Here is a 22,168-nt window from a genome sequence, read left to right on the forward strand (position 1 = left end):
TTTTCGACCGAGGCCGTCACTGCCCGGCTAGATTGACCTGCCGGGCAGGTGAAAATCAAGCGGTCTTAGTTCTCATGTGTGCGCTGGTTCAACTTATTCATATTTCGCCAGGGAGAGCCATTGCTGCGCTGGGCCGGCTGGCTGGGTCGGGACTGCGGCGCGCTCACCGGGCGCTGCTGCTGCTGAGGCTGCGGGCGATGCTGCGGCGGGCGGTCCGGACGCGGTGGGCGCCCGACCGAATCCATGTTTCGCCACGGCGAACCGCCGTTGTAGGGCGGGCGCGGGCGGTCCGGCGGGCGCACCTGGCCACCATTGCCGTTGCCCGGGCGTGGCGGCGGGCGGTGGTTGTGCGGCGGGCGGTAGTTCGGGTACGGCCGGTAGATCGGGTAGTTGCTGTAACCACCGTAGCCGCCATAACCGTAATAGCCACCGCCACCGTAGTAGCCGCTGCCGTAGCCGTACGGATAGCCGGCCGGATAGCGGTACTCCACCGACGGGGCGCCATGGTAGTAGCCGTTGCCACCACCACCGCCGCCCACGTAGTCGTAAGTCGCGCAGCCAGACAGCGTCAGCAACAGGCTGCCGGCAAGCATGAGGCGCATTTTCATGGAAGGGTCCCCCTGGGGTATGGCCCAGCTTCAGGCCGCCGCATTGAATCGGCCCTTAACTTTGCCCAGGCCGGATGAACGGTTGCCATCGTGGCACGTTAATCTTGTGTCATGACCGATTCATCCTTGCCCTGCGTCGATGACCTGCTGGCCGCCGCCGCGCGCATCGCGCCGCATGCCAGCGTCACCCCGGCGCTGCAGTCGCAGGTGCTGGACGCGTTGAGCGGGGCGCGGCTGGCGTTCAAGGCCGAGCATCTGCAGCGCGGCGGTGCCTTCAAGTTCCGTGGCGCCTGCAACGCGGTCTGGGCGTTGCCCGAGGCCGTCGCCGCACGCGGAGTGGTCACCCATTCGTCGGGCAACCACGGTGCGGCGCTGGCGCTCGCCGCGCGCACCCGTGGCATTGCCTGCCATGTGGTGGTGCCGGAAGGCGCGGTGGCGGCCAAGCTGGCCAACATCGTGCGTCATGGCGCCACCCTGTGGCGCTGCGACCCAACCATCGCCGCGCGCGAGGCCATGTGCGCCCAGGTCGAGGCCGAGACCGGCGCCACCCTGGTCCATCCCTATGCCGATTCCCACGTCATTGCCGGGCAGGGCACGGCGGCGCTGGAGCTGCTGGGCAGCCAGGGTCCGCTCGATACCCTGGTGGTCCCGGTGGGCGGCGGTGGCTTGGCGGCCGGAACCCGGCTGGCGCTGCAGGCGGTGAGTCCGGTCACGCGGCTGGTACTGGCCGAACCGGAGGGCGCCGCCGATACGGCCCGTTCGCTGGCCGCCGGCGAGCGCCGGCTGGACTTCACCCCCGACACGATCTGCGATGGCCTGCGCGGCACGCTGGGTGCGCCGAACTTCGCGCTGCTGCAGGGCGCGGCCGAGGTGATCACCGTGGACGATGCGGCCACCGTCGCGGCCATGCGCCTGCTCTGGCAGGTGCTCAAGCAGGTGGTGGAACCGTCCTCGGCGATTGCGCTGGCCGCGATCCTGTCCCAGCCCGCACGGTTTGCCGGGCAGCGGGTGGGCGTGGTGCTGTCCGGCGGCAACGTCGACCTGGATGCCCTGCCCTGGGCCGCGGCATGACCCGGCGCGCACGGGTCGGGCTGGGGGGCTGGCTGTGGCGGCTGTGCATGCTGTTGGCGGCTTGGCTGCTCTGTGTCACCGCATGGATCGTCTGGGTCGGTGAGCGCGACCAGGCGGCCAAGGCCGATGCGATCATCGTGCTGGGCGCGGCGGCCTACGACGCCAAGCCGTCGCCGGTGTTCGAAGAGCGCATCCGGCATGGGCTGGATCTGTACCGCCAAGGCTACGCGCCATTGCTGATCTTCACCGGCGGCTACGGCGGCACCGGCGCGCGCTTTTCCGAATCGCAGGTCGCGCGCCGTTACGCCTTGAAACAGGGCGTGCCGGACGACGCGATCCTGATTGAAACCGCCTCGCGCACCACCCGCCAGAACCTGGCCGAAGCGCGGTTGTTGATGGACCAGCACAAGCTGCACCGGGTGATCATCGTCAGCGACCCGCTGCACATGGCGCGCGCGCTGCGCCTGGCCCGCGAGCTGGGCATCGATGCGCTGGCCTCGTCAACGCCGAGCACGCGCTTCCGCAGCTTCCACACCAGCTGGAAGTTCCTGGCGCAGGAAATCTATTTCTTCCATCGGGACATGTTCCCGTCCGCGAACGGTTCCTGACCGATATTTCTGGTTGGTCAGGTGGTCTTGCGCCGGATCGGAATCGCCGACACGGGGACGCTGGCCACATCCTGCCCGCGCTCGCGGATCGGCGCGCCCGCATCCGGCGCCCACGCGTGCGCGTAAATCACTTCCCAGCTGCTCGGCAGCGTGCCGTCCTCGCGACGCAGCGGTTCATAGGCGGCGCGCGCTGCAGCGAACCTGCCGCGCCCGGTCAACGTATGCCGGCGATCCTGGCGTGCATTGGTTGCGCCAATGGCGCGCAGCTCGCGCATCAGTGCATCCATGTCGGCATAGGTGAGCGTGAACAGGTCGCGGTCCAGCACCGGGTCGCGGAAGCCGGACATCATCAGCGCGTCGCCGAACTGCGCAATCGGTGGGAACCGGCTCACGTGCGAGGTGTCATCGGCGCTGGCGAACGCGTCGCGCAGCTCGATCAGCGTTTCCGGGCCGAACGTGGAACACACCAGCAGCCCGCCCGGCTTGAGCACGCGACGGAACCCGGCGAACACCGCGGGCAGGTCCTCCACCCACTGCAGGCACAGGTTGCTGTAGATCACATCCACGCTCTGGTCGCGCAGAGGCAACGCCTGCGCATCACCGCACACCCGGGTGAAGGGCTTCCACCAGCCGGCCTGCTTCTTCGCTTCGCGCAGCATCGGCTCGGCCATGTCCAGCGCGATCACCTGCGCCTTCGGCCAGCGCTTCTTCATCGCCGCACTGGCGTGGCCGGTACCGCTGCCCACGTCCAGCACCACCTCCGGCTGCCGGCTTTCGAGATAGTCCAGCGATTCGAGCAGCCGCTTCTCCACCTCGCGCTGCAGGGCGGCGGCGGCGTCGTAACTGCTGGCGGCGCGCGAAAACGCGCGGCGGACGTGCTGGGGATCAAAGCTGGCGGTCATGTAAGGCTCACTATGCGGTAGCGCACGACCGTTGGTCGCGCGCCGGAAACTCAGAACGTACCGGGGTAAGCCCCGCCATCAATCAACAGGTTCTGCCCGGTGATGTAACCCGACTGCGCACTGCACAGGAACGCGCACGCCGCGCCGAATTCATCGGCGGTGCCGAAGCGCCCGGCCGGAATGTGGGTGCGCTTGCGCTCGGCGATCTGCCCCGCATCCACGCCCTGCTGCTGCGCCATGTAGGCGAAGTTGCCGCGCAGCCGGTCGGTGTCGAACTGGCCGGGCAGCAGGTTGTTGAGCGTGACGTTGTGGGCCACGGTGCGGCGCGCCAGCCCGGCGACGAAGCCGGTCAGGCCCGAGCGCGCGCCATTGGACAGGCCCAGGATGTCGATGGGTGCCTTCACCGACGAGGAGGTGATGTTGACCACGCGCCCGAAGCCACGTTCGATCATGCCATCCACGGTGGCACGGATCAGCGCGATCGGCGCCAGCATGTTCGCGTCCAGCGCAGCGATCCAGTCCTCGCGCTCGAACTGGCGGAAGTCGCCTGCCGGCGGCCCACCGGCGTTGTTGACCAGGATGTCCACCTGCGGGCAGGCGGCCAGCGCCGCCGCACGGCCGGCTTCGGTGGTGACATCGGCGACCACCGTGATCACCTTGCCGGCGCCCGGCAGCGCCCGGAGTTCTTCACCGGCGTGGGCGAGGGCTTCCTCCCCCCGGGCGGCGATCACCACGTTCACGCCCTCGCGCGCCAGCGCGCGGGCGCAGCCCAGTCCCAGGCCTTTGCTGGCAGCGCAGACGAGGGCCCAGCGGCCGGCGATTCCAAGGTCCATGCATCAGTTCCGTAGTGGGGGACAGGCGTACATGATCGGCGATGCGCGCGCCGGTGGGTCAGGAAAGCGAGGCAACAAAGTGTTGCAGCTGCGCCGCCACCTCGTCGGTGTGGCCGAGGAACGGCGCGTGTCCGCCATGGGCCACTACATGCACGCTGGAACGCGGTGCGAGCGCGGCAGCGGCCTGCATCGCCCGCGCCGACACCAGCCGGTCGCGCTGACCGGCCAACCACAGGCTGGGCACGGGCAGGCGGGGCAGGGCGCCACGCAGGTCAGCGCTTTCCAGCAGGCGAAGGCCTTCCTGCAGGGCACGCGGGGCGGGCTCACCGCGCGCTACCAGCGCCGCGCGCAGGCTGCGCAGTTCCTGCCGGGCGTGTTCGGAGCCCATCGCATCCAGGGCCAGGAAGCGCTCCAGCGTACCGCGATAGTCCTGCGCCAGGTCCTGGCCGAACTGTTCGAAGACGGCGGTTTCCACGGCGTATGGCCAGTCCTCGCCACGCACGAAGCGCGGTGTGGCCGCGATCATCGCCAGCCCACGCACCTTGGGCAGCGTGGCCGCCGCATGCAGCGCGAACAGCCCACCCAGCGACCAGCCACACCACACGGCCGGCGGGGTCGCGGCGGCAATCGCACCGACCACGAACGGCAGGCGCAGCGGGGTGGCATCGTCGCGGCTGTTGCCGTGCCCGGGCAGGTCGACCAGGTGCAGCTCGAACTGCGCTGAGAGCCGCTCGACCAGCGGCGCGAACACACCGCCATGCAGGGCCCACCCGTGGATCAGTACCAGCGCCGGCCCGCTGCCGACCACCTCGATATGCATGCTCACACCCAACCGCCGTGCATCACGCGCTCAGCGCATCCAGTGCCTGCTGGCGCAGCACCTGGTCGCGTGCGTGGGCGATGGCATCGGTGAGCGCACGTACTTCCGGCACCGTGTGCAGCGCCGACAGGGTCACGCGCAGGCGTGCCTTGCCCTCGGGCACGGTCGGCGGACGGATCGCGCTGACCAGGAAACCAGCCGCTTCCAGCGCGGCCGACAGGCCCATCACCGTCGATTCGGCCCCGCACAGCAGCGGCTGGATCGGCGTATCGGAGGGCATCAGTTCCAGCCCATGCTGGCGCGCGCCGGCACGGAACACGCCGACCAGTTCGGCCAGCTTCTCGCGGCGCCAGTCGTCGCGGCGTGCCAGCTTCACGGCGGCCAATGCCGCAGCCGCCTGCGCCGGCGGCACCGCCGTGGTGTAGATGTAGGGGCGTGCGGTTTCGGCCAGGTGCTGGATCATCGCCTCGTCGCCCACCACCAGCGCGCCACTGCCACCCAAGGCCTTGCCCAGCGTGACCAGCTGCAGCGGCACGTCGGCCACGCCCAGCCCGGCGTCGGCCACGCAGCCGCGGCCGTGCTCGCCGATCACGCCCACGCCGTGTGCGTCGTCCACGTACAACACCGCTTCCTGCATGCGCGCCACCAGCGAGAGCGAGCGCAGCGGGGCGATGTCGCCATCCATGCTGAAGACACCATCGGTGACCAGCATCGCCGCGCCGTCGGGCGCGTGCTTGAGCTGGCGCAGCGCGCCTTCGGTATCCAGGTGCGGGTAGCGGCGCAGGCGGCAGCCGGCCAGGCGCGCGGCATCGAGCAGGCTGGCGTGGTTGAGCCGGTCCTGCACGCACACATCGTCTTCTTCGCTGAGCAGTGCCTGCTGCACCGCCAGGTTGGCGGCAAAGCCGCTGCCAAACAGCAGCGCACGCGGGTAGCCCAACCAGTCGGCCACTTCCTGTTCCAGCGCTTCATGCAGCGCATGGTGGCCGCAGATCAGGTGTGAGGCGCCCGCCCCGGCGCCTTCGCGCGCGGCGGCATCCTGCAGCGCGCTGACCACGCCAAACTGCTGGGACAGGCCCAGATAGTCATTGCTGCAGAAGCCGGTGAGCCACTGGCCATTGACCTCCAGGCGCACGCCATCGCGCCGGGTTACCGTGCGGCGCACGCGGATACGGCCCTGCGCTTCGCGAAGCTTGCGCTGGGACTGGATGCGGTCGTGCAGGTCGGTACGGGCCATGGTCGTCAATGTCATGGGCTGGCAGGGCAGCTAGCGTACCCGGTTGCCGGGCGCTGCGCTGCACCGCCCGGGGCAGGGCTCAGGCCGCTTGTCCGCAACCAGCGCCACAGGTGATGTCGGCATGCACGGTGCCGGGGTGGTCATGCCCGGCCGCCTCCACCTGCACCGCCATCGGGCGCAGACCCAGCCGGCTGAACAGGGCCAAGTCGCGCTCGGTATCCGGGTTGCCGGTGGTCAGCAGTTTTTCGCCGTAAAAGATCGAGTTGGCCCCGGCCAGGAAGCACAGCGCCTGCAGCTCATCGCTCATTGCTTCGCGCCCGGCCGACAGCCGCACCATTGCCTTGGGCATCACGATGCGGGCCACGGCGATCATCCGCACGAACTCGAACGGGTCCAGTTCGGCACTGCCATGCAGCGGCGTGCCGGCCACCTGCACCAGCCGGTTGATCGGCACCGAATCGGGGTGCGCCGGCAGGTTGGCCAGCGCCAGCAGCAGCCCGGCGCGGTGCGCGCGGGTTTCGCCCATGCCGACGATGCCGCCGCAGCAGGTCTTCAGCCCGGCCTCGCGAACGTGCTGCAGGGTATCCAGCCGGTCCTGGTACTGGCGGGTGTGGATGATCGAGTCGTAGTAATCCGGCGCGGTATCCAGGTTGTGGTTGTAGTAGTCCAGCCCGGCCTCGCGCAGGGCCGCGGCCTGCGCGCCGTCGAGCATGCCCAGCGTGGCGCAGGTTTCCAGCCCCAGTGCCTTCACCTCGCGGATCATCGCCGCCACCTTGGGGATGTCGCGGTCCTTGGGCGACCGCCACGCCGCGCCCATGCAGAACCGCGACGCCCCGGCGGCCTTGGCCTGGCGGGCCTTGGCGACCACGTCGTCGGTGGCCATCAGTTTCTGTGCGCTCAACCCGGTGTCGTAGCGCTGGGCCTGCGGGCAGTACGCGCAGTCCTCCGGGCAGCCGCCGGTCTTGACCGAGAGCAGGGTCGAGACCTGCACCTCGGTGGGATCAAAGTGCTCCCGGTGGACGCCCGCCGCCCGGTACAGCAGCTCCGGGAAGGGCAGCTCGAACAGCGCCAGCAGCTCCTCGGGGTGCCAGTCGTGGCGGATGACAGAAGCCATGGGAGTGTCCTGACAGATTGGAGAACGAAGGGGCGGCAGTCTGGTGAAACGCAGCGCAGACTGTCAACCTGCAGGATCTATCAATGGTTTACATGGCTGCGCGGAGGTATCTGTATGATGAATAAAAGCAACCTAAATAGATGTTATGTAGCTTTAATGCTACATCAGCGCGGCTAATTGGCTCATGCGCTCAGAATGTGAGATAAAAGCAACGTAATCCCGCTAAGTGATGGATATATTTGACATGGCAAAGCGAGTGCCCGCTGTCAGGCCGCAACACGCCAAACGCATCGAAGCGCTGGGGCAGCGGCTTCGTACCGCCCGGGTCGCAAGGGGGATGACACAGGTCAACCTTGCCGAACGCGTAGGCGTTGATCGGACCACGATCGGCAAGCTTGAAGCAGGCGATCCCAGTACCAGCCTTTCAACCGTGTTGCGGGTGTTGTCGACGCTTGGGCTCGACCAGGACATCGACAGGATCGCGGCAGATGATGACGTGGGGCTGCAGCTGGCCACCCGCAGTCTGCGGCGGCCCTCCTCCAGGCAGCGTAAGCCCGCCCACGCGGTCCTCCCGCAGGCACTGACCGCAGCTCCACTGCCCCAGACCCACGCGGTAGCAGAGCCGGAAGCTGAAAGGTACGCACTGCGCGCCAGCCGCAGACCGTCGCCGATCAACGTTCCGGCCATTCCCGTGCGAGGCTCGAAACCTCGTGGCGGCAAATAGCGATGGCAGCGTCTGAGCAGGTTGACCGGGAGGTCTGGCTGGATGCGCCAGCGCTTTGCCGTCCCGTGCAGCTGGGCTGGCTCAGCAAGAGCGCAGGCCGGGCAGGCGACATCGTCGCCTTTGAGTACACCGACCTCTGGTTGAGTGGGGCAATGGGCATCAACCCGTTTGCGCTCGATGGAAATCTGCCGCTCGTAGAGGGCCGGCAGTATGCCCGTAGAGATGCAGGAGAGGTGTCTCCGGCTTTCCACGACAGCGCGCCTGATCGATGGGGGCGACTGCTGATGGACCGCCGTGAGGCAGCAAGGGCCCGTCGCGAAGGTGAAAAACTCAAAAGCCTGCGTGCGTGGGACTACCTGATGGGTGTGGATGACGCGACCCGCATGGGCGCCATCCGGTTGTGCGACCCCGACACGCGAACCTGGTTGGCATCCGTCCATCCTTCTACACCTCCCATCACCGATCTGCGTCGGCTGGAGAGCATTGCGGGCAAGATCGAGTCTGGAGCCAAGCTGACCCGGGACGAGGAGGACCACGGGTTGGCGCAACTGGTCGCACCCGGCGCTTCGCTTGGCGGGGCACGGCCCAAGGCGGGTTACCAGGACGCCGACGGCTCGTTGTGGCTGGCAAAGTTTCCCGGCCGCGACGATGGTCATGACGTTGGCCTTTGGGAATACATCACCTACGAACTCGCCACCGCAGCGGGTGTCGTCATGCCGCCGGCAGCGCTTTTGAACCTCTCGCCCCGGGGACATACCTTCGCAGTCAAACGTTTCGACAGGACCGGGAACGATCGCATCTACTTTGCGTCCGCACACACCCTGCTCGACGCCGAGCACAGCGAAGACCACAGCTATCTGGATCTCGCGGGTATCATCGAAGAAAGTGGAGCCCAAGGTCAGATCGTGGAGGATCTGGAGCAACTGTTCCGAAGAGTGCTGTTCAACGTACTCATCGGCAATCGCGACGACCACCTGCGCAACCATGGTTTCATCCGCAGACAGACAGGCTGGGTGCTCTCTCCGGCTTACGACATCAATCCGAATACGGCAAGCGAGACCCATGTGCTTGCACTCGATGCTGCAGACCCTACTCCCAGCACGGGACATGTAATGGCGACCGCGGCGTACTACCAGCTGACCTCAGAACGAGCGGCTGGCATCGAAGCTGAAGTGCGCCGCGTTGTAGAAACGTGGCGCGGCGTGGCACGCGCGCACGGCGCCACGCGAGGCGAGATCGATCGAATGGATGCTGTCATCGACCCTCACCGCTGAGATTGTCGCCGTTGAGACTGCGCGCACGGACCTCCGTGACGCTCGGTAGGGAACTGTCCTGATACCGCCATTTGGGCGCGGCCCAGAAGCTGGGCGGCCGGGCCAGGTTGGACCAACTGCATGTTCCCAAAACTGCTTGATGCACTTTCGTGGCTGACATTGCAGGCGCTGCCGCTACGCTGCGTGGTCTGCGCCAATCCGGGAAATGACGTGCTGGATCTGTGTGCCGCCTGCTACGCCGAGCTTCCGTGGAACGACCATGCCTGCCCGTTGTGCGCGCTGCCGCTGCCGCCCGATGAACCGGCCAAGGTGTGCGGTGCCTGCCTGGCCGAGCCGCCGCGGCAGGCCGGCGCGGCGGCGACCTTCCTGTATGCGCCGCCGATCGACCGGCTGGTGCTGCGCTTCAAGTTCCACCAGGACCTGGCCGCCGGGCGGCTGCTCTCGCAGCTGATGCTGCACGCCGTGCCGGACTTCGCGGAGTACCCGCTGCTGCCAATGCCGCTGCATGGGCGCCGCCTTCGCGAGCGGGGCTACGATCAGGCCCGGGAACTGGCCCGCCCGTTGGCGCGGGAGCTCCAGTTGCCGCTCTGGACCGGGCTGTGCCGCAGCCGGGCGACCCTGGCTCAATCCACGCTGGACGCGGACGCACGTCGCCAGAACCTCAAAGGCGCCTTCGCCGTGCGGGCCACCCCGCCGTCCCGGCTGATCCTCGTGGATGATGTGATGACCACCGGGGCCACCCTCGACGCCGCCGTGAGGGCGCTGCGCCGGTCCGGCCTGCAGGAGGCCATGCTGTGGGTCTGCGCCCGGGCGCCGTGACACCTTGCCGCCGCCTGCACACGGGGCGGGCCTAGCATCGCGGTTGACTCTCCTCCCAGGAACACCGTCATGAGCCAGGCTCCGGAACTGCGCACTACGTCGCTGTTGTCGTTGGTGGGCCGCAGCTGGTGGGTGGTGCTGCTGTATGGCCTGATCGCCATCGGCTTCGGCCTGATCGCCATCGCCCGGCCGCTGTCCGCCGCCGCCGGGCTGGCCTGGGCCATCGGCGTGATGGCGCTGGTGGAAGGACTGGTCAGCCTGTTCGCGGCATTCAGCGGCAACAGCGGCGCGCCGCGCGGCTGGGCATTGGTCTACGCGCTGGCCTCGATCGGTTTTGGCGCGCTGGCAGTGATCAACCCGCTGGTGACCGCCAAGGTGCTGGTGCTGCTGCTGGCGATCTGGCTGATACTGGCCGGTGTGTACCGCATCGTGTTTGCCATCCGCGTACGCAGGCAGATCGAAGGCGAATGGCTGCTGATCGTCAGCGGCGTACTGGCCATCGTGCTGGGCGTCATGATGTTCGGCAACCCGCTCGGCGGGGTGGCGGTGACCACGCTGTGGATCGGTATCGGCAGCCTGATCTACGGTGTACTTCAGGTCGTGGTGGCGTTCCGGCTCAGGAAGTTGCGCTGACGGCTCCGGTTCGGGCCACAATGCTTCAAACAATGGGAGTACGGCAATGCGCAACGGATGGCGATGGAGCCTGGCGGCAGCGAGCCTGCTGCTGGCCACGGCATGCAACCAGCACAACGACGCGGCGTTGAACCCTGCAGCGCAGGGCAACCCGCCGCTCGCCGATGTACGCATCGAAATGCGCCCGGTCGCCAAGGAAGGAGAGCCGGGTGTCGAGGTCCGCTTCGCACACGGGGAGACCGTCAAGCTGGCCAACCCGCCCGTGTTCACGACCGGCGCGATTGCCAGCGTGCGCCAGGAGGTCAACGAGGACGGAAAGGCCAACGTGTACTACGCGTTCACCGACGCCGCCGCGCCCCGCATCCACAGCGCCACCGAGCGCCTGGTCGGACGGACGATGGTGCTCACCGTCGATGGCGAACCGATCTCCCGGGCGAACCTCAGCGGCCCCTTCGGCGAGAGCATGATGACCTCGGGCCTTGAGGCGGACGAAGCCACCGCGCTGGTTACCCGGATCACCGGGCGACCGTAGCGCTGTCTAGCGGAACCGCGCTTCGATCTCCTCCAGCGTCTTGCCCTTGGTTTCCGGCAGCAGGAACGCGGCCACCAGGAAGTACAGCAGCGTGCAGCCGGCCCAGAAGAAGAACATGCTGGCGTAGCCGTGGTGGCCCACCGTGGGCAGGAAGATCGCCGCGATCACCGTGGATACGAACTGGTTGATCAGCAGCGCGATGCTCATGCCGTTGGAGCGGATGCGGGTAGGCATCAGCTCCGACAGCGCCAGCCACACGCATACGCCCGGGCCCACCGCGAAGAACGCCACGAACAGCAGGATGCAGCCGGCCACCAGCCAGCCGTGCGTGGGCGAGGGCACCGGGCCGATGACCGCGCGCTCGATCACCAGCGGTGCCTTCACGGCGGCGGCCGGATCCGGGAACGGGTTGAGGTTGAGGCGGCGGAAGAACGCGCCGATCACGCTGTCAGCCGACACCGCGTCTTCGCGGCGGATCTGCAGCGTGGCGTCGATGGGGTTGTCGCTGCGCAGCGAACGCACGTTGCTGAAGCCGCCGTAGGCGTAGGACACCGTGAGCTGCAGCGGCTGACCGTCGGCGTTGCCATCCAGCCGGCGCCACTGTGCGGCATCCATCGGCAGCGACAGCGACTGCCCGTACACCTGCTGCTGCAGCGCGGGCTGTACATCCAACCGCCCGTGTTCGCTGCGAACGAACAGCAGCGCGGCGCCCAGCAGCGCGAGGGTGATGCCGCCGGTGCCCAGCATCAACAGGAACCTGCGGCCCTTGCGATCCACCAGCACCAGCGCGACGATGGTCATCAGCGCATTGAGCACCTTGATGGAGACATCGGCCCAGTTGGCCACCGCGCCGGGCAGCCCGGCCTGGTGGAGGATGTTCACCGCATAGGCCAGTACCGAGTTGATGCCGGTCGCCTGGGTGAAGGCCAGCACCAGGCAGGCCAGCACGAAGGGCCACACATAGCGGCGGCTCAGCAGCGGATCGCGCCTGGCCGGGCTGCCATCGCTGGCCGGTGCATCGGGTGCCTGCATGCGTGCCAGCGTGGCTTCCACCTCCGCCGGCGCCACCGTGCGCTGCAGGGCGCTGCGTGCTTTCTCAATGCGGCCGCGCCGCACCAGCCAGCGGGGCGATTCGCTGATCAGCAACGCGCCGCCGGTGAACACCAACCCGGGCAGCAGGCAACTCCAGAAGATGGTGCGCCAGGCGTGATCCTTCACCGCAAACAACAGGCGCTGCTGCTCCTCGCCCGGCAGGTGGCGCACGGCGGCAGTGGCGGCGTCCACGCTGTGGGCGTGATACAGCCCGATCACCGCCGCCAGTACCAGTCCGATGGTGAGCAGCAGTTGGAACATCGCCGCGCCACGCCCGCGCCGTTCGGGACTCAACACTTCGGCGAGGTACAGCGGCACCACCACGCCGATCAGGCCACCGCTGATGCCCTGCAACAGGCGCCCCATCAACAGCGGTCCATAGCCTTCGGACAGCGCCATCACCGGAATGCTGGCGGTGAACAACACGCCGGCCAGCACCATCGCGCCGCGCCGGCCGATCAGGTCGGCCACGGCGCCGGCAAACAGCGAGGACAGCACGCTGCCCAGCAGCACCGCGGCCACCACGAAGCCGAGCTGCTGCGTGGTCAGGTGCCAGCTGGCGGTGGCCGTGGCCTCGAGGTAGGGCAGGGCGCCGGCGATGATGCCGATGTCGATGCCGTAGAGCAGGCCGCCCATGCCGCCGATGAAGAGCAGATAGCGCACCGGCCAACGCGGCGCGTTGGCGGAAGCGGGCACGGGCATCACGGCGGAAGCGTCGTTCATGGTGCGGTCCTGTCTACGTTGGAACGCGCCGCACGGGGCGCGGAATCACTCAGTCAAGCGTGATGCGTTCGCCTTCCACCACTACCTGCTGCACGCGCAGGTCATGGTCGAGCACGACCAGGTCCGCCCACGCGCCCGGTTGCAGGCGGCCGCGGTCATCCAGGCCCAGATAGTCGGCGGGGTAGCGTGAAACGCGGTTGGATGCGTCATCCAACGCCAGACCCAGCGCAACCAGGTTGCGCAGTGCCTGGTCCATGGTCAGCGCGCTGCCGGCCAGCGAGCCACTTTCCAGGCGCACGCAGCCCAGGCACTTGTGCACGCGCTGCACGCCGAGTGCGTATTCGCCATCGGGCATGCCGGTGGCCGCGGTGGCGTCGGTCACGCAGTACAGGCGCGGAATCGCGCGCAGCGCGGTGCGGATCGCGCCGGGGTGCACGTGCTGGAGGTCGGGAATGAGTTCGGCGTACTCGGCATGCGCCAGCGCCGCCGTGGCGATGCCGGGGTGGTAGTGTTCCACGCCGGTCATGCCGTTGAACAGATGGGTGAAGCCGGCGGCGCCTGCCTCCAGCGCGGCCACGCCCTGCTCGTAGCTGCCTGCGCTGTGGCCCAGCTGCACGCGGATGCCGAGCGTGTTCAATGCGGGGATCAATGCAAGGTGCTGGCCGATTTCCGGTGCCAGGGTCAGCACCTTGATCGGTGCGAGGGCGTGCAGGCGGCGCACATCCTCCAGCGTGGCTTCCACCACCAGCGGCGGCTGCGCACCCAGGCGCTCGGCGCTGATGAACGGGCCTTCCAGGTGCACGCCCAGCACGCGCGCCATGCCGGTATCGCGCTGCGCAATCGCGGTGGACAGGCCCTGCAGCGCACGCACGATGTCGCCTGCCTCGGCGGTCATGGTGGTGCCCAGCAGCGCGGTGGTGCCATGCCGCGCGTGCGCGCGTGCCACCGTCTGCGCGGTATCTCCGCCCTGCATGATGTCCACCCCGGCACCGCCATGCACATGCAGGTCGATGAAGCCGGGCAGGATAAGCGGCACTTTCTCATCGCCACGCGGGTCAGCGTGGACGCTGTTGATCGACACGATGCGCTGGTCAAAGGCGATGTCGCCGCGCACCCACCCGGACGGGGTCAGCACGCGGCCATGCAGGGTGGAAACCGGGTTCAAGGCGGCGACTCGGCAATGATCACTTCGATGCCCAGCTTCTGCAGCCCTTCCAGGTACTCCGCATCGATGCTGGCGTCGGTGATGATGGTATGGACCTGGTCCAGGCGGGCGATGCGGTGCAGGCTGACGTGGCCGAACTTGGAGGCGTCGGTGAGCACCACCACGCGCCGTGCGCGCTCCACCATGCGGTGGTTGAGGCGGGCCTCGGCTTCATGGTGGGTGGTGAGCCCGAACTGCAGGTCCAGCCCGTCCACGCCCAGGAACAGGGTGTCGAAACTGTAGGTATTGAGGCTGGCCTCGGCCTGGCTGCCCTGCAGCGACAGTGACTGCTTGCGCAGCAGGCCCCCGGTGAGCAGCAGTTCCACCCCCGGTGCATTGGCCAGCTCCCAGGCGATGTTCAGCCCGTTGGTCATCACCGTCACGTCGCGGTGTTCGCGCAGGTGGCGCGCCAGCGTCATGGTGGTGGAGCCGGAATCGATGATGATGTTGTCGCCAGCGCGCACCAGCCGCGCGGCATGCGCGCCGATGCTGTCTTTCAGCGGCAGGTTCAGCGTGTCCTTTTCATGGATGTCCTGCTCCAGCGGTGGCTTGCGCACCAAGGTGGCGCCGCCGTGGGTACGCGTGGCCAGGCCCTGCGCTTCGATGTGGGTCAGGTCGGCGCGGATGGTCACTGCCGAGACGCCGAAGCGCTCCACCAGTTCGCTGACCTGCACGTTGCCGTGTTCGACGAGCAACTGCAGGATCTGTTGGCGGCGCTGCCGTGTGTTGCGCATGGGGCGATTCCGTTCGGAAGGAAAGCCGAAGCTTACCGTTCCGAAAGCTCCGTGGCAGAAAAAGCTTCGTTATCCGCACCGAACGCATTGCGAGCGCAAGCCCGGGCGTATTCCGCCAGGCGCAGCCCCACCTTGTGCCGGATCAGCGCCAGCGGTTCGGCCGCCAGCTCACCTGCCTGCACCGCGCGCAGCTGTTCGGGCAGGTACTGGCTGAGCAGCATGAGCGGGGGTGCCTGGCGGGTGAGGTTGTCGACCAGGGTGGTCAGCGCGGCCTGCACGTCCGGTTCGCCCCAGTAGTAGCGGCTGCGGTCGCTCAGGGAATAGGCGCGCAGCAGGCGCTGTTCGTGCGCATCGCCCTGGTAGTAGCTGGCCCAGCTGGCCGGCTTGTCGAGCATGCAGCGGTCCAGGACCTCGATGATCCGTGACGCTTCCTCACCGGGAAGGAGCTCGCGTTCGATCATCGCCAGCGCGAACACCGCCTCGCGGAACGCGTAGGTCGCCGCCGGGCCCACCTTGAGGATGGCGAAGTGGTCGCGCACCAGCGCATGCAGGCCGGCTTCGGTCTGGTAATCGGTGGAATGGGCTTCGAACACGATGCGCGGCTGGGTTTCCACGAACGCCGAGAGCTCGCGGGCGGCGGCCGGGTCGTAGTGGTGCACGCTGCTGTGGTCGAAATCCACGCCGGGCTGCACCACCATGGCGATCACGCGCTCCCAGGCCGGCAACAGGTCCGGTGCGGAAAATGCCTCGCGGTGAATCGCCAGCGTGACGGCGGCAGCGGTGGGCGTGGTCACGGCCAAGCCACCTTCCAGGGAGGCTTCGCCACCGGGAACAGGCACTTCGGTACCGATCACGTAGACCGGTGGCGGCAGCCCGTTCTCCGCGGCCGTGCGTTCGGCAATGCGCGCCAGTTCGGCCGAGCGCGCGGCCACGACCGCATCCGGCAGCGGGGTCGGGTCGTCGGCGCAGGACATGCTGCAGTCCAGGTGGATCTTGTGGAAGCCGGCGGCCACGTAGGCGGCAACCAGCGTGCGCGCGTTGGCCATCGCGACGTCGGCCGGCCCCTTCTGCCAGGCGTTCGGGCCGAGATGGTCGCCGCCCAGGATCAGCCGCTCCGCCGGGAAGCCCTGGCTTCGCGCCAGCTGCAGCACGTAATCGCGGTACTGCGGCGGGGTCATGCCGGTGTAGCCGCCAAACTGGTCCACCTGGTTGGAGGTGGCTTCGATCAGCAGCACCGTGTCGTGTTCGCGCGCGACCTGCATGGCGGCCAGCAGCACCTGCTCGTTGCTGCAGCACACGCTGTACAGGCCAACGGGCTGGCCCTGGCGATGGGCGGCGATCAACGATTGGACGGCAGACATGGCAACACTCCAGGTGCAGCGGAACGGAAAGAAGGGATTCAGGGCGCGGGATGGTGCTGGCGCGCCAGCAGCGCCGCGCCGCGTGCACCGCCGGCATCGCCGAAGGCTGGCGGCAGGATCGGCGGCATCCGCACCCCGTTGAACAGGTAGGGCGCAATGGCGGCAGGCAGGTCGCGGTACAGCTGCTCCAGTTTCGACAGCCCACCCCCCAGCACGATCACGTGCGGGTCCAGCGCCAGGATCAGGCTGGCGAAGCTGTAGCCGAGAAGGTCGCGGTGGATGGCCAGCGCCTGCAGCGCGATCGGATCGCCGGCCTGCGCCTGCTCCACCACGGCGGTGGCGTCGCAGGCCAGGCCGCCATGGCGTTCATGGATCAACGCCAGGCCGCTGCCGGAGACATAGCGCTCCAGGCAGCCGCGCAGCCCGCAGCCGCAGTCCAGCAGCGGCAGGTCATGGCGCAGCTGCAGCGTGGCCGGCAGGCTCCAGTGGCCCCACTCACCGGCAATGCCGTTGTTGCCCGCGACGAGCTTTCCGCCCAGGCAGTAGCCACCGCCCGCGCCGGTGCCGAGGATCACCCCGAACATGCTGGGGTAGCCGGCGGCGGCGCCGTCGTGCGCTTCGGAAAGGGCAAAACACTGCAGGTCGTTACCCAGTGCCAGCGGGCGCTGCAGCCGTGCTTCCAGGTCATGCCCCACCGTGTGGCCGCTCAGCGCGGGCACGTTGGCGCTCAACTGGCGGCCGCTGTCGCGATCGCGCACGCCGGGCAGGCCCAAGCCTACCGCAACGGAACGCGTGCCCAGCGCGGCATCCGCATCGTCGACCAGCTGGCCGACGGCAGCCACAAAGGCCGCGTAGTCACTCGTGGGCGTCGCCACGCGCTGGCGATAATGCACGTTCAGCGCAGCGTCGCAGGCCACCAGTTCAATCTTGGTGCCGCCGATATCGATGCCGTACCAGGTCTGCATGCGCTGCTCAGCCATGGTCGTGGATCGTCACGCCCTGCACCACGCGGTTGACCGTGCCATCCGGGAAGGGGTTGTCCGGGGTCAGGCCGAGCGCGGCCGAACGCTGCAGCGCGAAGCACTGCGCCATCACCAGCCACAGCGGGGCCAGCCACGGATCGGGCAGGGCAGGTACCTCAAGCAGGAAATCGCCATCGGCACTGTCGCTGCCGGCCGGGCCGACCGAGATCACGCGGGCGGCGATGCCATCGCGGCGCAGCTCTTCCAGCAGGTCCTGCTCGTAGCGTCGCGCCAGCGGCTGCGCGCTGCGCAGCACCACCACCAGCGTGGTGCCATTGAGCGTGGATTTCGGCCCGTGGCGGAACCCAAGCGGGGTGTTGGCCAGCGCCAGCACCCGGCCGGCAGTGAGTTCCAGCACTTTCAGCGCCGCTTCGCGCGCGGTCGCTTCCAGCGGGCCACTGCCCAGGTAGATCACCCGCGAGATATCGGTACGCGCGAGCGCTGCGACCGGCGCGTCCCAGTTGTTTACGGCCTGTGTACCGCGCTCGGCCAGGCTGCGCAGGCGCGCGATGCGCTCGGCCCACGGCGCGCCATCGAACACGCTCAACGCGGCCAGCAGCATGCAGCTCAGGCTGCTGGTCATGGCAAAGGCGCGGTCGCAGCTGGCCGGCGGCATCAGCAGCGACAGCGTGTCGCTGCGGCCCTGGCCGCGCTGTGCCAACGCGCCATCGGCATTGCAGGTGATGTCCAGGAAGCGCGCGTCGTCCACCTGCGCCCGCACCAGGTCCACCGCCGCCACGCTTTCCGGGCTGGAGCCGCTGCGCCCGAACGACACCAGCAGGGTCGGGCGGTCGCGCTGCAGGTACAGCGCCGGGTGGGTGAGCAGGCTGGTGGTGTGGATGGCGCGGACCTCTGCCGGCCACTGCGCATTGATCTGGTCGGCGACCATCTCGGCGATGAAGCCCGAACTGCCGGCGCCGGTGAAGATGACCCGCTGGCCCGGCTGGCGCAGCGCGTCACCCAGGAACGCGTCGATGCGCTCGCGGGCGGCCTCCAGCACGTCGGCCAATGCCGACCAGAGGGCCGGTTGCTGCGCGATCTCTTCTGCGGTGTGCGCGCCACCCAGGCGCTGCCAGGCGGGCATATCGGGGAGCAGAGTGACGTCCATTCGCTATTCCTGTTGGGCGACCGCACGATCAGCGTTTTCTTTCGAAATGTCAAATATCGAAAGATTAAAATAAGATATATGGATCACATTCCTCACTATTGCTGTCGGTTCTTGCGCGATTGACCGTGTCTATCTGCGCGTTCTGCAACGGAAAAATCATCGCATTCAGCCGGCAGAAAGAAAGTGGTGCTTTGCATCATCTTTCGTTTTGATAGAATTTCTAATCTTTTTTCTTTTCAATTTCTTGACATCTTTCGATCGCCTGCTCCATAGTCGGCCGCACTGGTTTCGGACACCCGCCGAACGCGGGCTTTGGGGGCGAAGTGGTTACCCGTTGTCGACGCACCGTACTGGCCATCTCTCTTCTGTCGCTGCTGGCCGCCACGCCGGCGCTGGCAGCGCCGTTGGGCAACCTGAGCGCACTACGTGCCGAGCCGGCCGCGTCGGCCACTGCCTGGACGCTGACCACCGATAACGGCATGACCGTGCGCGTGGACCTGCTGCGCCCCGACCTGCTGCGCGTGCAGGCCAGCCGCACCGGCAAACTGCTGCCGGCCGGCGACAAGGCCGCCCCCATCGTGCTGCCGCAGGCTACTGCGGCCGTGCCATTCCAGCTGGAAGAAGACGGCAACGAAGTGCGCATCCGCACCGATGCGCTGGTGCTGCACATCCAGCGCCAGCCGCTGCGCCTGGCACTGGACCGGCGCGAGGCCGGCAAGGACGTGCCGCTGTGGCGCGAACTGCAGCCGCTGGACCTGGATACCGCACAGAGCGTGCAGGTCCTGAGCAGCCAGGCCGACGAACAGTTCGTCGGCGGTGGCCAGCAGAACGGGCGCTTCGCTTTCAAGGGGCGTGAGCTGGAGGTCTCCTACTCCGGTGGCTGGGAAGAGGGCGACCGCCCCAACCCGGCGCCGATGCTGCTCAGCTCACGCGGTTGGGGCATGCTGCGCAACACCTGGAGCGATGGCAGCTACGACCTGCGCCAGGCCGACCAGGCCACGCTGCTGCACCGCGAAGACCGCTTCGATGCCTACTACTTCGTCGGCGCCGGCCTGCCCGCGCTGCTGGACCGCTACACCGCACTGACCGGACGCGCCGCCTTGCTGCCGCGCTGGGCGTTCTCGTACGGCGATGCCGACTGCTACAACGATGGCGACAACATCAAGAAGCCCGGCAGCGTGCCCGAAGGCTGGAGCGATGGCCCCACCGGCACCACCCCGGACGTGGTCGACAGCGTGGCAAAACAGTACCGCGCGCACGACATGCCCGGCGGCTGGATCCTGCCCAACGACGGCTACGGCTGCGGCTACAAGGCCTTGCCGGAAACGGTGAAGGGCCTGGCTGGCTACGGCTTCAAGACCGGGCTGTGGACCGAGAACGGCGTGGACAAGATCGCCTGGGAAGTCGGCACCGCCGGCAGCCGCGTGCAGAAGCTGGACGTGGCCTGGACCGGCAAGGGCTACCAGTTCGCGATGGATGCCAACCAGTCCGCGTTCAACGGCATCCTGCACAACTCCGATTCGCGCCCGTTCCTGTGGACGGTGATGGGCTGGGCCGGCATCCAGCGCTATGCGGTCGCCTGGACCGGCGACCAGAGCAGCAGTTGGGATTACATCCGCTGGCACATTCCCACCCTGGTCGGATCGGGCCTTTCGGGCATGGCCTACGCCAGTGGCGATGTGGATGCGATCTTCGGCGGCAGCGCCGAAACGTTCACCCGCGACCTGCAGTGGAAGAGCTTCACCCCGGTGCTGATGGGCATGTCGGGCTGGTCGGGCAGTGCGCGCAAGCACCCGTGGTGGTTCGACGAGCCCTACCGCAGCGTCAACCGCGATTACCTCAAGCTGAAAATGCGCATGACCCCGTACATGTACGGGCTGGCACACGACGCGGCGACGACCGGCGCGCCGATCCTGCGCGCGCTGATGTGGGATTACCCGCAGGACCCCAATGCGTGGAACGAAACCTGGAAGTACCAGTTCCTGCTCGGCCGCGACCTGCTCGTGGCGCCGGTGTACCGCAGCCAGGCCGCCAGCCGTGGCTGGCGCCGCGACATCCACCTGCCGCAGGGCCGCTGGATCGATTACTGGGATGGCCGCGCGCTGCAGGCCGGTGCCGAAGGCCGTCAGCTGGACCGGCCGGTCGATCTGGCAACAATCCCCGTGTTCGTGCGGGCCGGTGCCATCGTGCCGATGTATCCGGAGATGCTGTACGACGGCCAGAAACCGCTGGATGAGGTCACCTTCGACCTCTACCCGCAGGGCAGCTCGCAGTACACGCTGTACGAAGACGACGGCAACACGCGGCGCTACGAGAAGGGCGAATCCAGCCAGCAGCAGGTCACCATGCAGGCCCCGGCGCAGGGCAGTGGCCGGGTGCAGGTGAACATCGATGGCGTGCGCGGTCAGTACCAGGGGCAGCTGGCACAGCGCCGCTACGCGCTGCGCGTACTCAGCCGGCAGAAGCCGGCAGCGGTAATTCTTGATGGCCGCGCGCTGCCGATGCTCACAGATGCCGCCTCGTGGCAGGCCGCGCCGGAAGGCTGGTACTTCGATGCAGGCGAACGCCGCGGCACCGTGCATGTTCGTACCGTACCCACCGATATCCGCCAGCCGCTGGCCTTCCAGCTCGATATCGCACAGGCACCGGCAGCTGCCGATGATGTGTTCCCCGCCGCACCGGTGTTGGGCCGCGCATTGCCGGCCGACAGCCTGCTGGTGGTCAACCGCCCGGCCGAAGAGCGCGGCTACGAACTGGAAAAGGCATTCGACGACGACCCGGCCACCTGGTTCCGCACCGTGCGCAACCAGGCCGTGCGCACCGGCGCCCACGAATGGGTGATCGGCTTTGGCGAGCGCCGCCTGATCGACGGCATCGCACTGGCACCCCGCAATGACCAGCACTGGAAGAGCGGGCAGATCCGCGACTACGAGATCTACCTGGCCGACACCAATGGCGAATGGGGCGAGCCGATCAAGCGCGGCCGCCTGGCGCTGAAGCAGGACCTGCAGCAGATCGACTTCCCCGCCCGCGCCGGCCGCCTGCTGCGCTTCCGCGTGCTCAGCGTGCAGAACCCGGACGGTGATGGGGCCGCTGGCAGCGACCCGATGGTCACTGCGGCGCAGGGCAACGTCGCGCGTGCGGTGGATGCACTGCAACCGCGTGATGTCGGTCCGATCACCCTGTCCACGTTCCAGATCCTGGAACACCAGGTGGCCGAACGCCCCGCGCAGCAGCGCTACCTGTCCGAACTGACCTTGCCGGCCGCGGCCAACGCACAGGTGCGCGCCGACCTCGCCTTCCAGGGCGGGCAACCCATGCGCATGAACGGCCTGCTGTTCCGCCGTGGCCTGGGCGTGGGCCCAGCCAGCCGCATCGACCTGCAGCTGCAGGGCCAGTGGCGCCTGCTGCGCGCGGACCTGGGCATCGACGATGCGTGCCGCAGCGCCGGCGGCATGCAGTTCCAGGTCTGGGGCGATGACCGCCTGCTCTACGACAGCGGCCTGGTGAAGGCACCGGGCGTGGTCAAGCCCGAACTGGACATCCGCGGCCTGCAGCGCCTGAGCCTGCGCACGCTGGGCGCACAAGGCACGCAGCCCGCACAGGTGTGTGGCAACTGGGCCAACGCCGCACTGATCGGACAGGAGGGCGATACCGCCACCATCGTGTCGCCGTAACCAAGGGACGTACCGAAAAACAGAATTCCCCACCGTTTCCCGACTACGGCCCGCCGGCCGTGGTGCGGGTGACTG

The 22,168-nt window shown here is 68.0% G+C and carries 20 protein-coding genes; 8 read left to right on the forward strand and 12 right to left on the reverse strand.

The annotated features are described in order from the left end of the window. Positions 1-65: 65 nt before the first annotated feature. Positions 66-608, reverse strand: a complete 543-nt coding sequence (locus ACQG3P_RS09380) for a hypothetical protein (RefSeq protein WP_426804881.1) — start codon at positions 606-608, stop codon at positions 66-68. Positions 609-719: 111 nt separating this feature from the next. Here ACQG3P_RS09380 and ACQG3P_RS09385 point away from each other — a divergent pair, with 111 nt between their 5' ends. Then, positions 720-1,679, forward strand: a complete 960-nt coding sequence (locus ACQG3P_RS09385; protein WP_426804882.1) for a pyridoxal-phosphate dependent enzyme — start codon at positions 720-722, stop codon at positions 1,677-1,679. Continuing rightward, a complete protein-coding gene (locus ACQG3P_RS09390; protein WP_068854872.1) occupies positions 1,664-2,287 on the forward strand; it encodes a YdcF family protein in 624 nt (207 codons plus the stop codon). The genes ACQG3P_RS09385 and ACQG3P_RS09390 overlap by 16 nt, the downstream gene beginning before the upstream one ends. A gap of 17 nt (positions 2,288-2,304) precedes the next feature. On the opposite strand, the gene bioC is transcribed toward ACQG3P_RS09390, so the two are convergent. The 5 genes from bioC to bioB form a co-directional block, all read right to left on the reverse strand. Continuing rightward, a complete protein-coding gene (gene bioC / locus ACQG3P_RS09395) occupies positions 2,305-3,189 on the reverse strand; it encodes a malonyl-ACP O-methyltransferase BioC (RefSeq protein ID WP_217538186.1) in 885 nt (294 codons plus the stop codon). Positions 3,190-3,239: 50 nt separating this feature from the next. Beyond that, entirely contained in the window at positions 3,240-4,022 is a 783-nt protein-coding gene (locus ACQG3P_RS09400) for an SDR family oxidoreductase (protein ID WP_068854358.1), read from the reverse strand. A gap of 58 nt (positions 4,023-4,080) precedes the next feature. Beyond that, positions 4,081-4,842 (reverse strand): pimeloyl-ACP methyl ester esterase BioH, encoded by a 762-nt coding sequence (gene bioH / locus ACQG3P_RS09405; protein WP_210131449.1) that lies wholly within the window; start codon positions 4,840-4,842, stop codon positions 4,081-4,083. A gap of 22 nt (positions 4,843-4,864) precedes the next feature. Further along, entirely contained in the window at positions 4,865-6,076 is a 1,212-nt protein-coding gene (bioF, locus tag ACQG3P_RS09410; RefSeq protein ID WP_426804958.1) for an 8-amino-7-oxononanoate synthase, read from the reverse strand. 79 nt (positions 6,077-6,155) lie between these two features. Beyond that, on the reverse strand, positions 6,156-7,190 hold the full coding sequence (gene bioB, locus ACQG3P_RS09415) for a biotin synthase BioB (RefSeq protein ID WP_426804883.1): 1,035 nt from the start codon (positions 7,188-7,190) through the stop codon (positions 6,156-6,158). Positions 7,191-7,434: 244 nt separating this feature from the next. On the opposite strand from bioB, the gene ACQG3P_RS09420 reads away from it, so the two are divergent. The 5 genes from ACQG3P_RS09420 to ACQG3P_RS09440 all read left to right on the forward strand — a co-directional run bounded on the left by ACQG3P_RS09420 (position 7,435) and on the right by ACQG3P_RS09440 (position 11,172). Beyond that, entirely contained in the window at positions 7,435-7,914 is a 480-nt protein-coding gene (locus ACQG3P_RS09420; protein ID WP_426804884.1) for a helix-turn-helix transcriptional regulator, read from the forward strand. 2 nt (positions 7,915-7,916) lie between these two features. Further along, a complete protein-coding gene (locus ACQG3P_RS09425) occupies positions 7,917-9,188 on the forward strand; it encodes a type II toxin-antitoxin system HipA family toxin (protein WP_426804885.1) in 1,272 nt (423 codons plus the stop codon). Between the two features lie 120 nt (positions 9,189-9,308). Continuing rightward, positions 9,309-10,007, forward strand: coding sequence for a ComF family protein (locus ACQG3P_RS09430; protein WP_426804886.1), 699 nt, complete (start codon positions 9,309-9,311; stop codon positions 10,005-10,007). A 69-nt stretch (positions 10,008-10,076) separates the two neighbouring features. After that, the gene (locus ACQG3P_RS09435; protein ID WP_095363187.1) at positions 10,077-10,640 is read left to right on the forward strand and encodes an HdeD family acid-resistance protein; all 564 of its coding nucleotides are present in this window, start codon (positions 10,077-10,079) and stop codon (positions 10,638-10,640) included. Positions 10,641-10,686: 46 nt separating this feature from the next. Beyond that, complete coding sequence (locus ACQG3P_RS09440; protein WP_426804887.1) at positions 10,687-11,172, forward strand: SecDF P1 head subdomain-containing protein; 486 nt, start codon at positions 10,687-10,689, stop codon at positions 11,170-11,172. 6 nt (positions 11,173-11,178) lie between these two features. On the opposite strand, the gene ACQG3P_RS09445 is transcribed toward ACQG3P_RS09440, so the two are convergent. From ACQG3P_RS09445 to ACQG3P_RS09470, 6 genes are read right to left on the reverse strand one after another with little or no spacing between them, the layout of a single operon-like run. Next, positions 11,179-12,987, reverse strand: coding sequence for an MFS transporter (locus ACQG3P_RS09445; protein ID WP_426804888.1), 1,809 nt, complete (start codon positions 12,985-12,987; stop codon positions 11,179-11,181). 49 nt (positions 12,988-13,036) lie between these two features. After that, positions 13,037-14,152, reverse strand: a complete 1,116-nt coding sequence (gene nagA, locus ACQG3P_RS09450; protein ID WP_426804889.1) for an N-acetylglucosamine-6-phosphate deacetylase — start codon at positions 14,150-14,152, stop codon at positions 13,037-13,039. Then, positions 14,149-14,925 (reverse strand): DeoR family transcriptional regulator, encoded by a 777-nt coding sequence (locus ACQG3P_RS09455; protein WP_068854349.1) that lies wholly within the window; start codon positions 14,923-14,925, stop codon positions 14,149-14,151. The genes nagA and ACQG3P_RS09455 overlap by 4 nt, the downstream gene beginning before the upstream one ends. Positions 14,926-14,957: 32 nt before the next feature. Next, positions 14,958-16,286 carry a D-tagatose-bisphosphate aldolase, class II, non-catalytic subunit gene (locus ACQG3P_RS09460; RefSeq protein WP_426804890.1) on the reverse strand — a complete coding sequence of 443 codons (1,329 nt, stop codon included), beginning with the start codon at positions 16,284-16,286 and terminating at the stop codon, positions 14,958-14,960. A 38-nt stretch (positions 16,287-16,324) separates the two neighbouring features. Beyond that, positions 16,325-17,266 (reverse strand): ROK family protein, encoded by a 942-nt coding sequence (locus ACQG3P_RS09465; protein ID WP_426804891.1) that lies wholly within the window; start codon positions 17,264-17,266, stop codon positions 16,325-16,327. Further along, on the reverse strand, positions 17,259-18,416 hold the full coding sequence (locus ACQG3P_RS09470) for an SIS domain-containing protein (protein ID WP_426804892.1): 1,158 nt from the start codon (positions 18,414-18,416) through the stop codon (positions 17,259-17,261). The genes ACQG3P_RS09465 and ACQG3P_RS09470 overlap by 8 nt, the downstream gene beginning before the upstream one ends. Before the next feature lie 323 nt (positions 18,417-18,739). Here ACQG3P_RS09470 and ACQG3P_RS09475 point away from each other — a divergent pair, with 323 nt between their 5' ends. After that, complete coding sequence (locus tag ACQG3P_RS09475) at positions 18,740-22,093, forward strand: TIM-barrel domain-containing protein (protein WP_426804893.1); 3,354 nt, start codon at positions 18,740-18,742, stop codon at positions 22,091-22,093. Positions 22,094-22,168 lie beyond the last annotated feature (75 nt).

The sequence above is a fragment of the Stenotrophomonas sp. SrG genome, from assembly GCF_050031795.1.
Lineage (GTDB): Bacteria > Pseudomonadota > Gammaproteobacteria > Xanthomonadales > Xanthomonadaceae > Stenotrophomonas > Stenotrophomonas rhizophila_A.

Bases quoted from the DNA above. Each gene is read 5' to 3' on its own strand.
- ACQG3P_RS09380 (WP_426804881.1), bottom strand. From the start codon at position 608: ATGAAAATGCGCCTCATGCTTGCCGGCAGCCTGTTGCTGACGCTGTCT.
- ACQG3P_RS09385 (WP_426804882.1), top strand. From the start codon at position 720: ATGACCGATTCATCCTTGCCCTGCGTCGATGACCTGCTGGCCGCCGCC.
- bioC (WP_217538186.1), bottom strand. From the start codon at position 3,189: ATGACCGCCAGCTTTGATCCCCAGCACGTCCGCCGCGCGTTTTCGCGC.
- ACQG3P_RS09400 (WP_068854358.1), bottom strand. From the start codon at position 4,022: ATGGACCTTGGAATCGCCGGCCGCTGGGCCCTCGTCTGCGCTGCCAGC.
- bioH (WP_210131449.1), bottom strand. From the start codon at position 4,842: ATGCATATCGAGGTGGTCGGCAGCGGGCCGGCGCTGGTACTGATCCAC.
- bioF (WP_426804958.1), bottom strand. From the start codon at position 6,076: ATGGCCCGTACCGACCTGCACGACCGCATCCAGTCCCAGCGCAAGCTT.
- bioB (WP_426804883.1), bottom strand. From the start codon at position 7,190: ATGGCTTCTGTCATCCGCCACGACTGGCACCCCGAGGAGCTGCTGGCG.
- ACQG3P_RS09420 (WP_426804884.1), top strand. From the start codon at position 7,435: ATGGCAAAGCGAGTGCCCGCTGTCAGGCCGCAACACGCCAAACGCATC.
- ACQG3P_RS09425 (WP_426804885.1), top strand. From the start codon at position 7,917: ATGGCAGCGTCTGAGCAGGTTGACCGGGAGGTCTGGCTGGATGCGCCA.
- ACQG3P_RS09430 (WP_426804886.1), top strand. From the start codon at position 9,309: ATGTTCCCAAAACTGCTTGATGCACTTTCGTGGCTGACATTGCAGGCG.
- ACQG3P_RS09435 (WP_095363187.1), top strand. From the start codon at position 10,077: ATGAGCCAGGCTCCGGAACTGCGCACTACGTCGCTGTTGTCGTTGGTG.
- ACQG3P_RS09440 (WP_426804887.1), top strand. From the start codon at position 10,687: ATGCGCAACGGATGGCGATGGAGCCTGGCGGCAGCGAGCCTGCTGCTG.
- ACQG3P_RS09445 (WP_426804888.1), bottom strand. From the start codon at position 12,987: ATGAACGACGCTTCCGCCGTGATGCCCGTGCCCGCTTCCGCCAACGCG.
- ACQG3P_RS09455 (WP_068854349.1), bottom strand. From the start codon at position 14,925: ATGCGCAACACACGGCAGCGCCGCCAACAGATCCTGCAGTTGCTCGTC.
- ACQG3P_RS09460 (WP_426804890.1), bottom strand. From the start codon at position 16,286: ATGTCTGCCGTCCAATCGTTGATCGCCGCCCATCGCCAGGGCCAGCCC.
- ACQG3P_RS09465 (WP_426804891.1), bottom strand. From the start codon at position 17,266: ATGGCTGAGCAGCGCATGCAGACCTGGTACGGCATCGATATCGGCGGC.
- ACQG3P_RS09470 (WP_426804892.1), bottom strand. From the start codon at position 18,416: ATGGACGTCACTCTGCTCCCCGATATGCCCGCCTGGCAGCGCCTGGGT.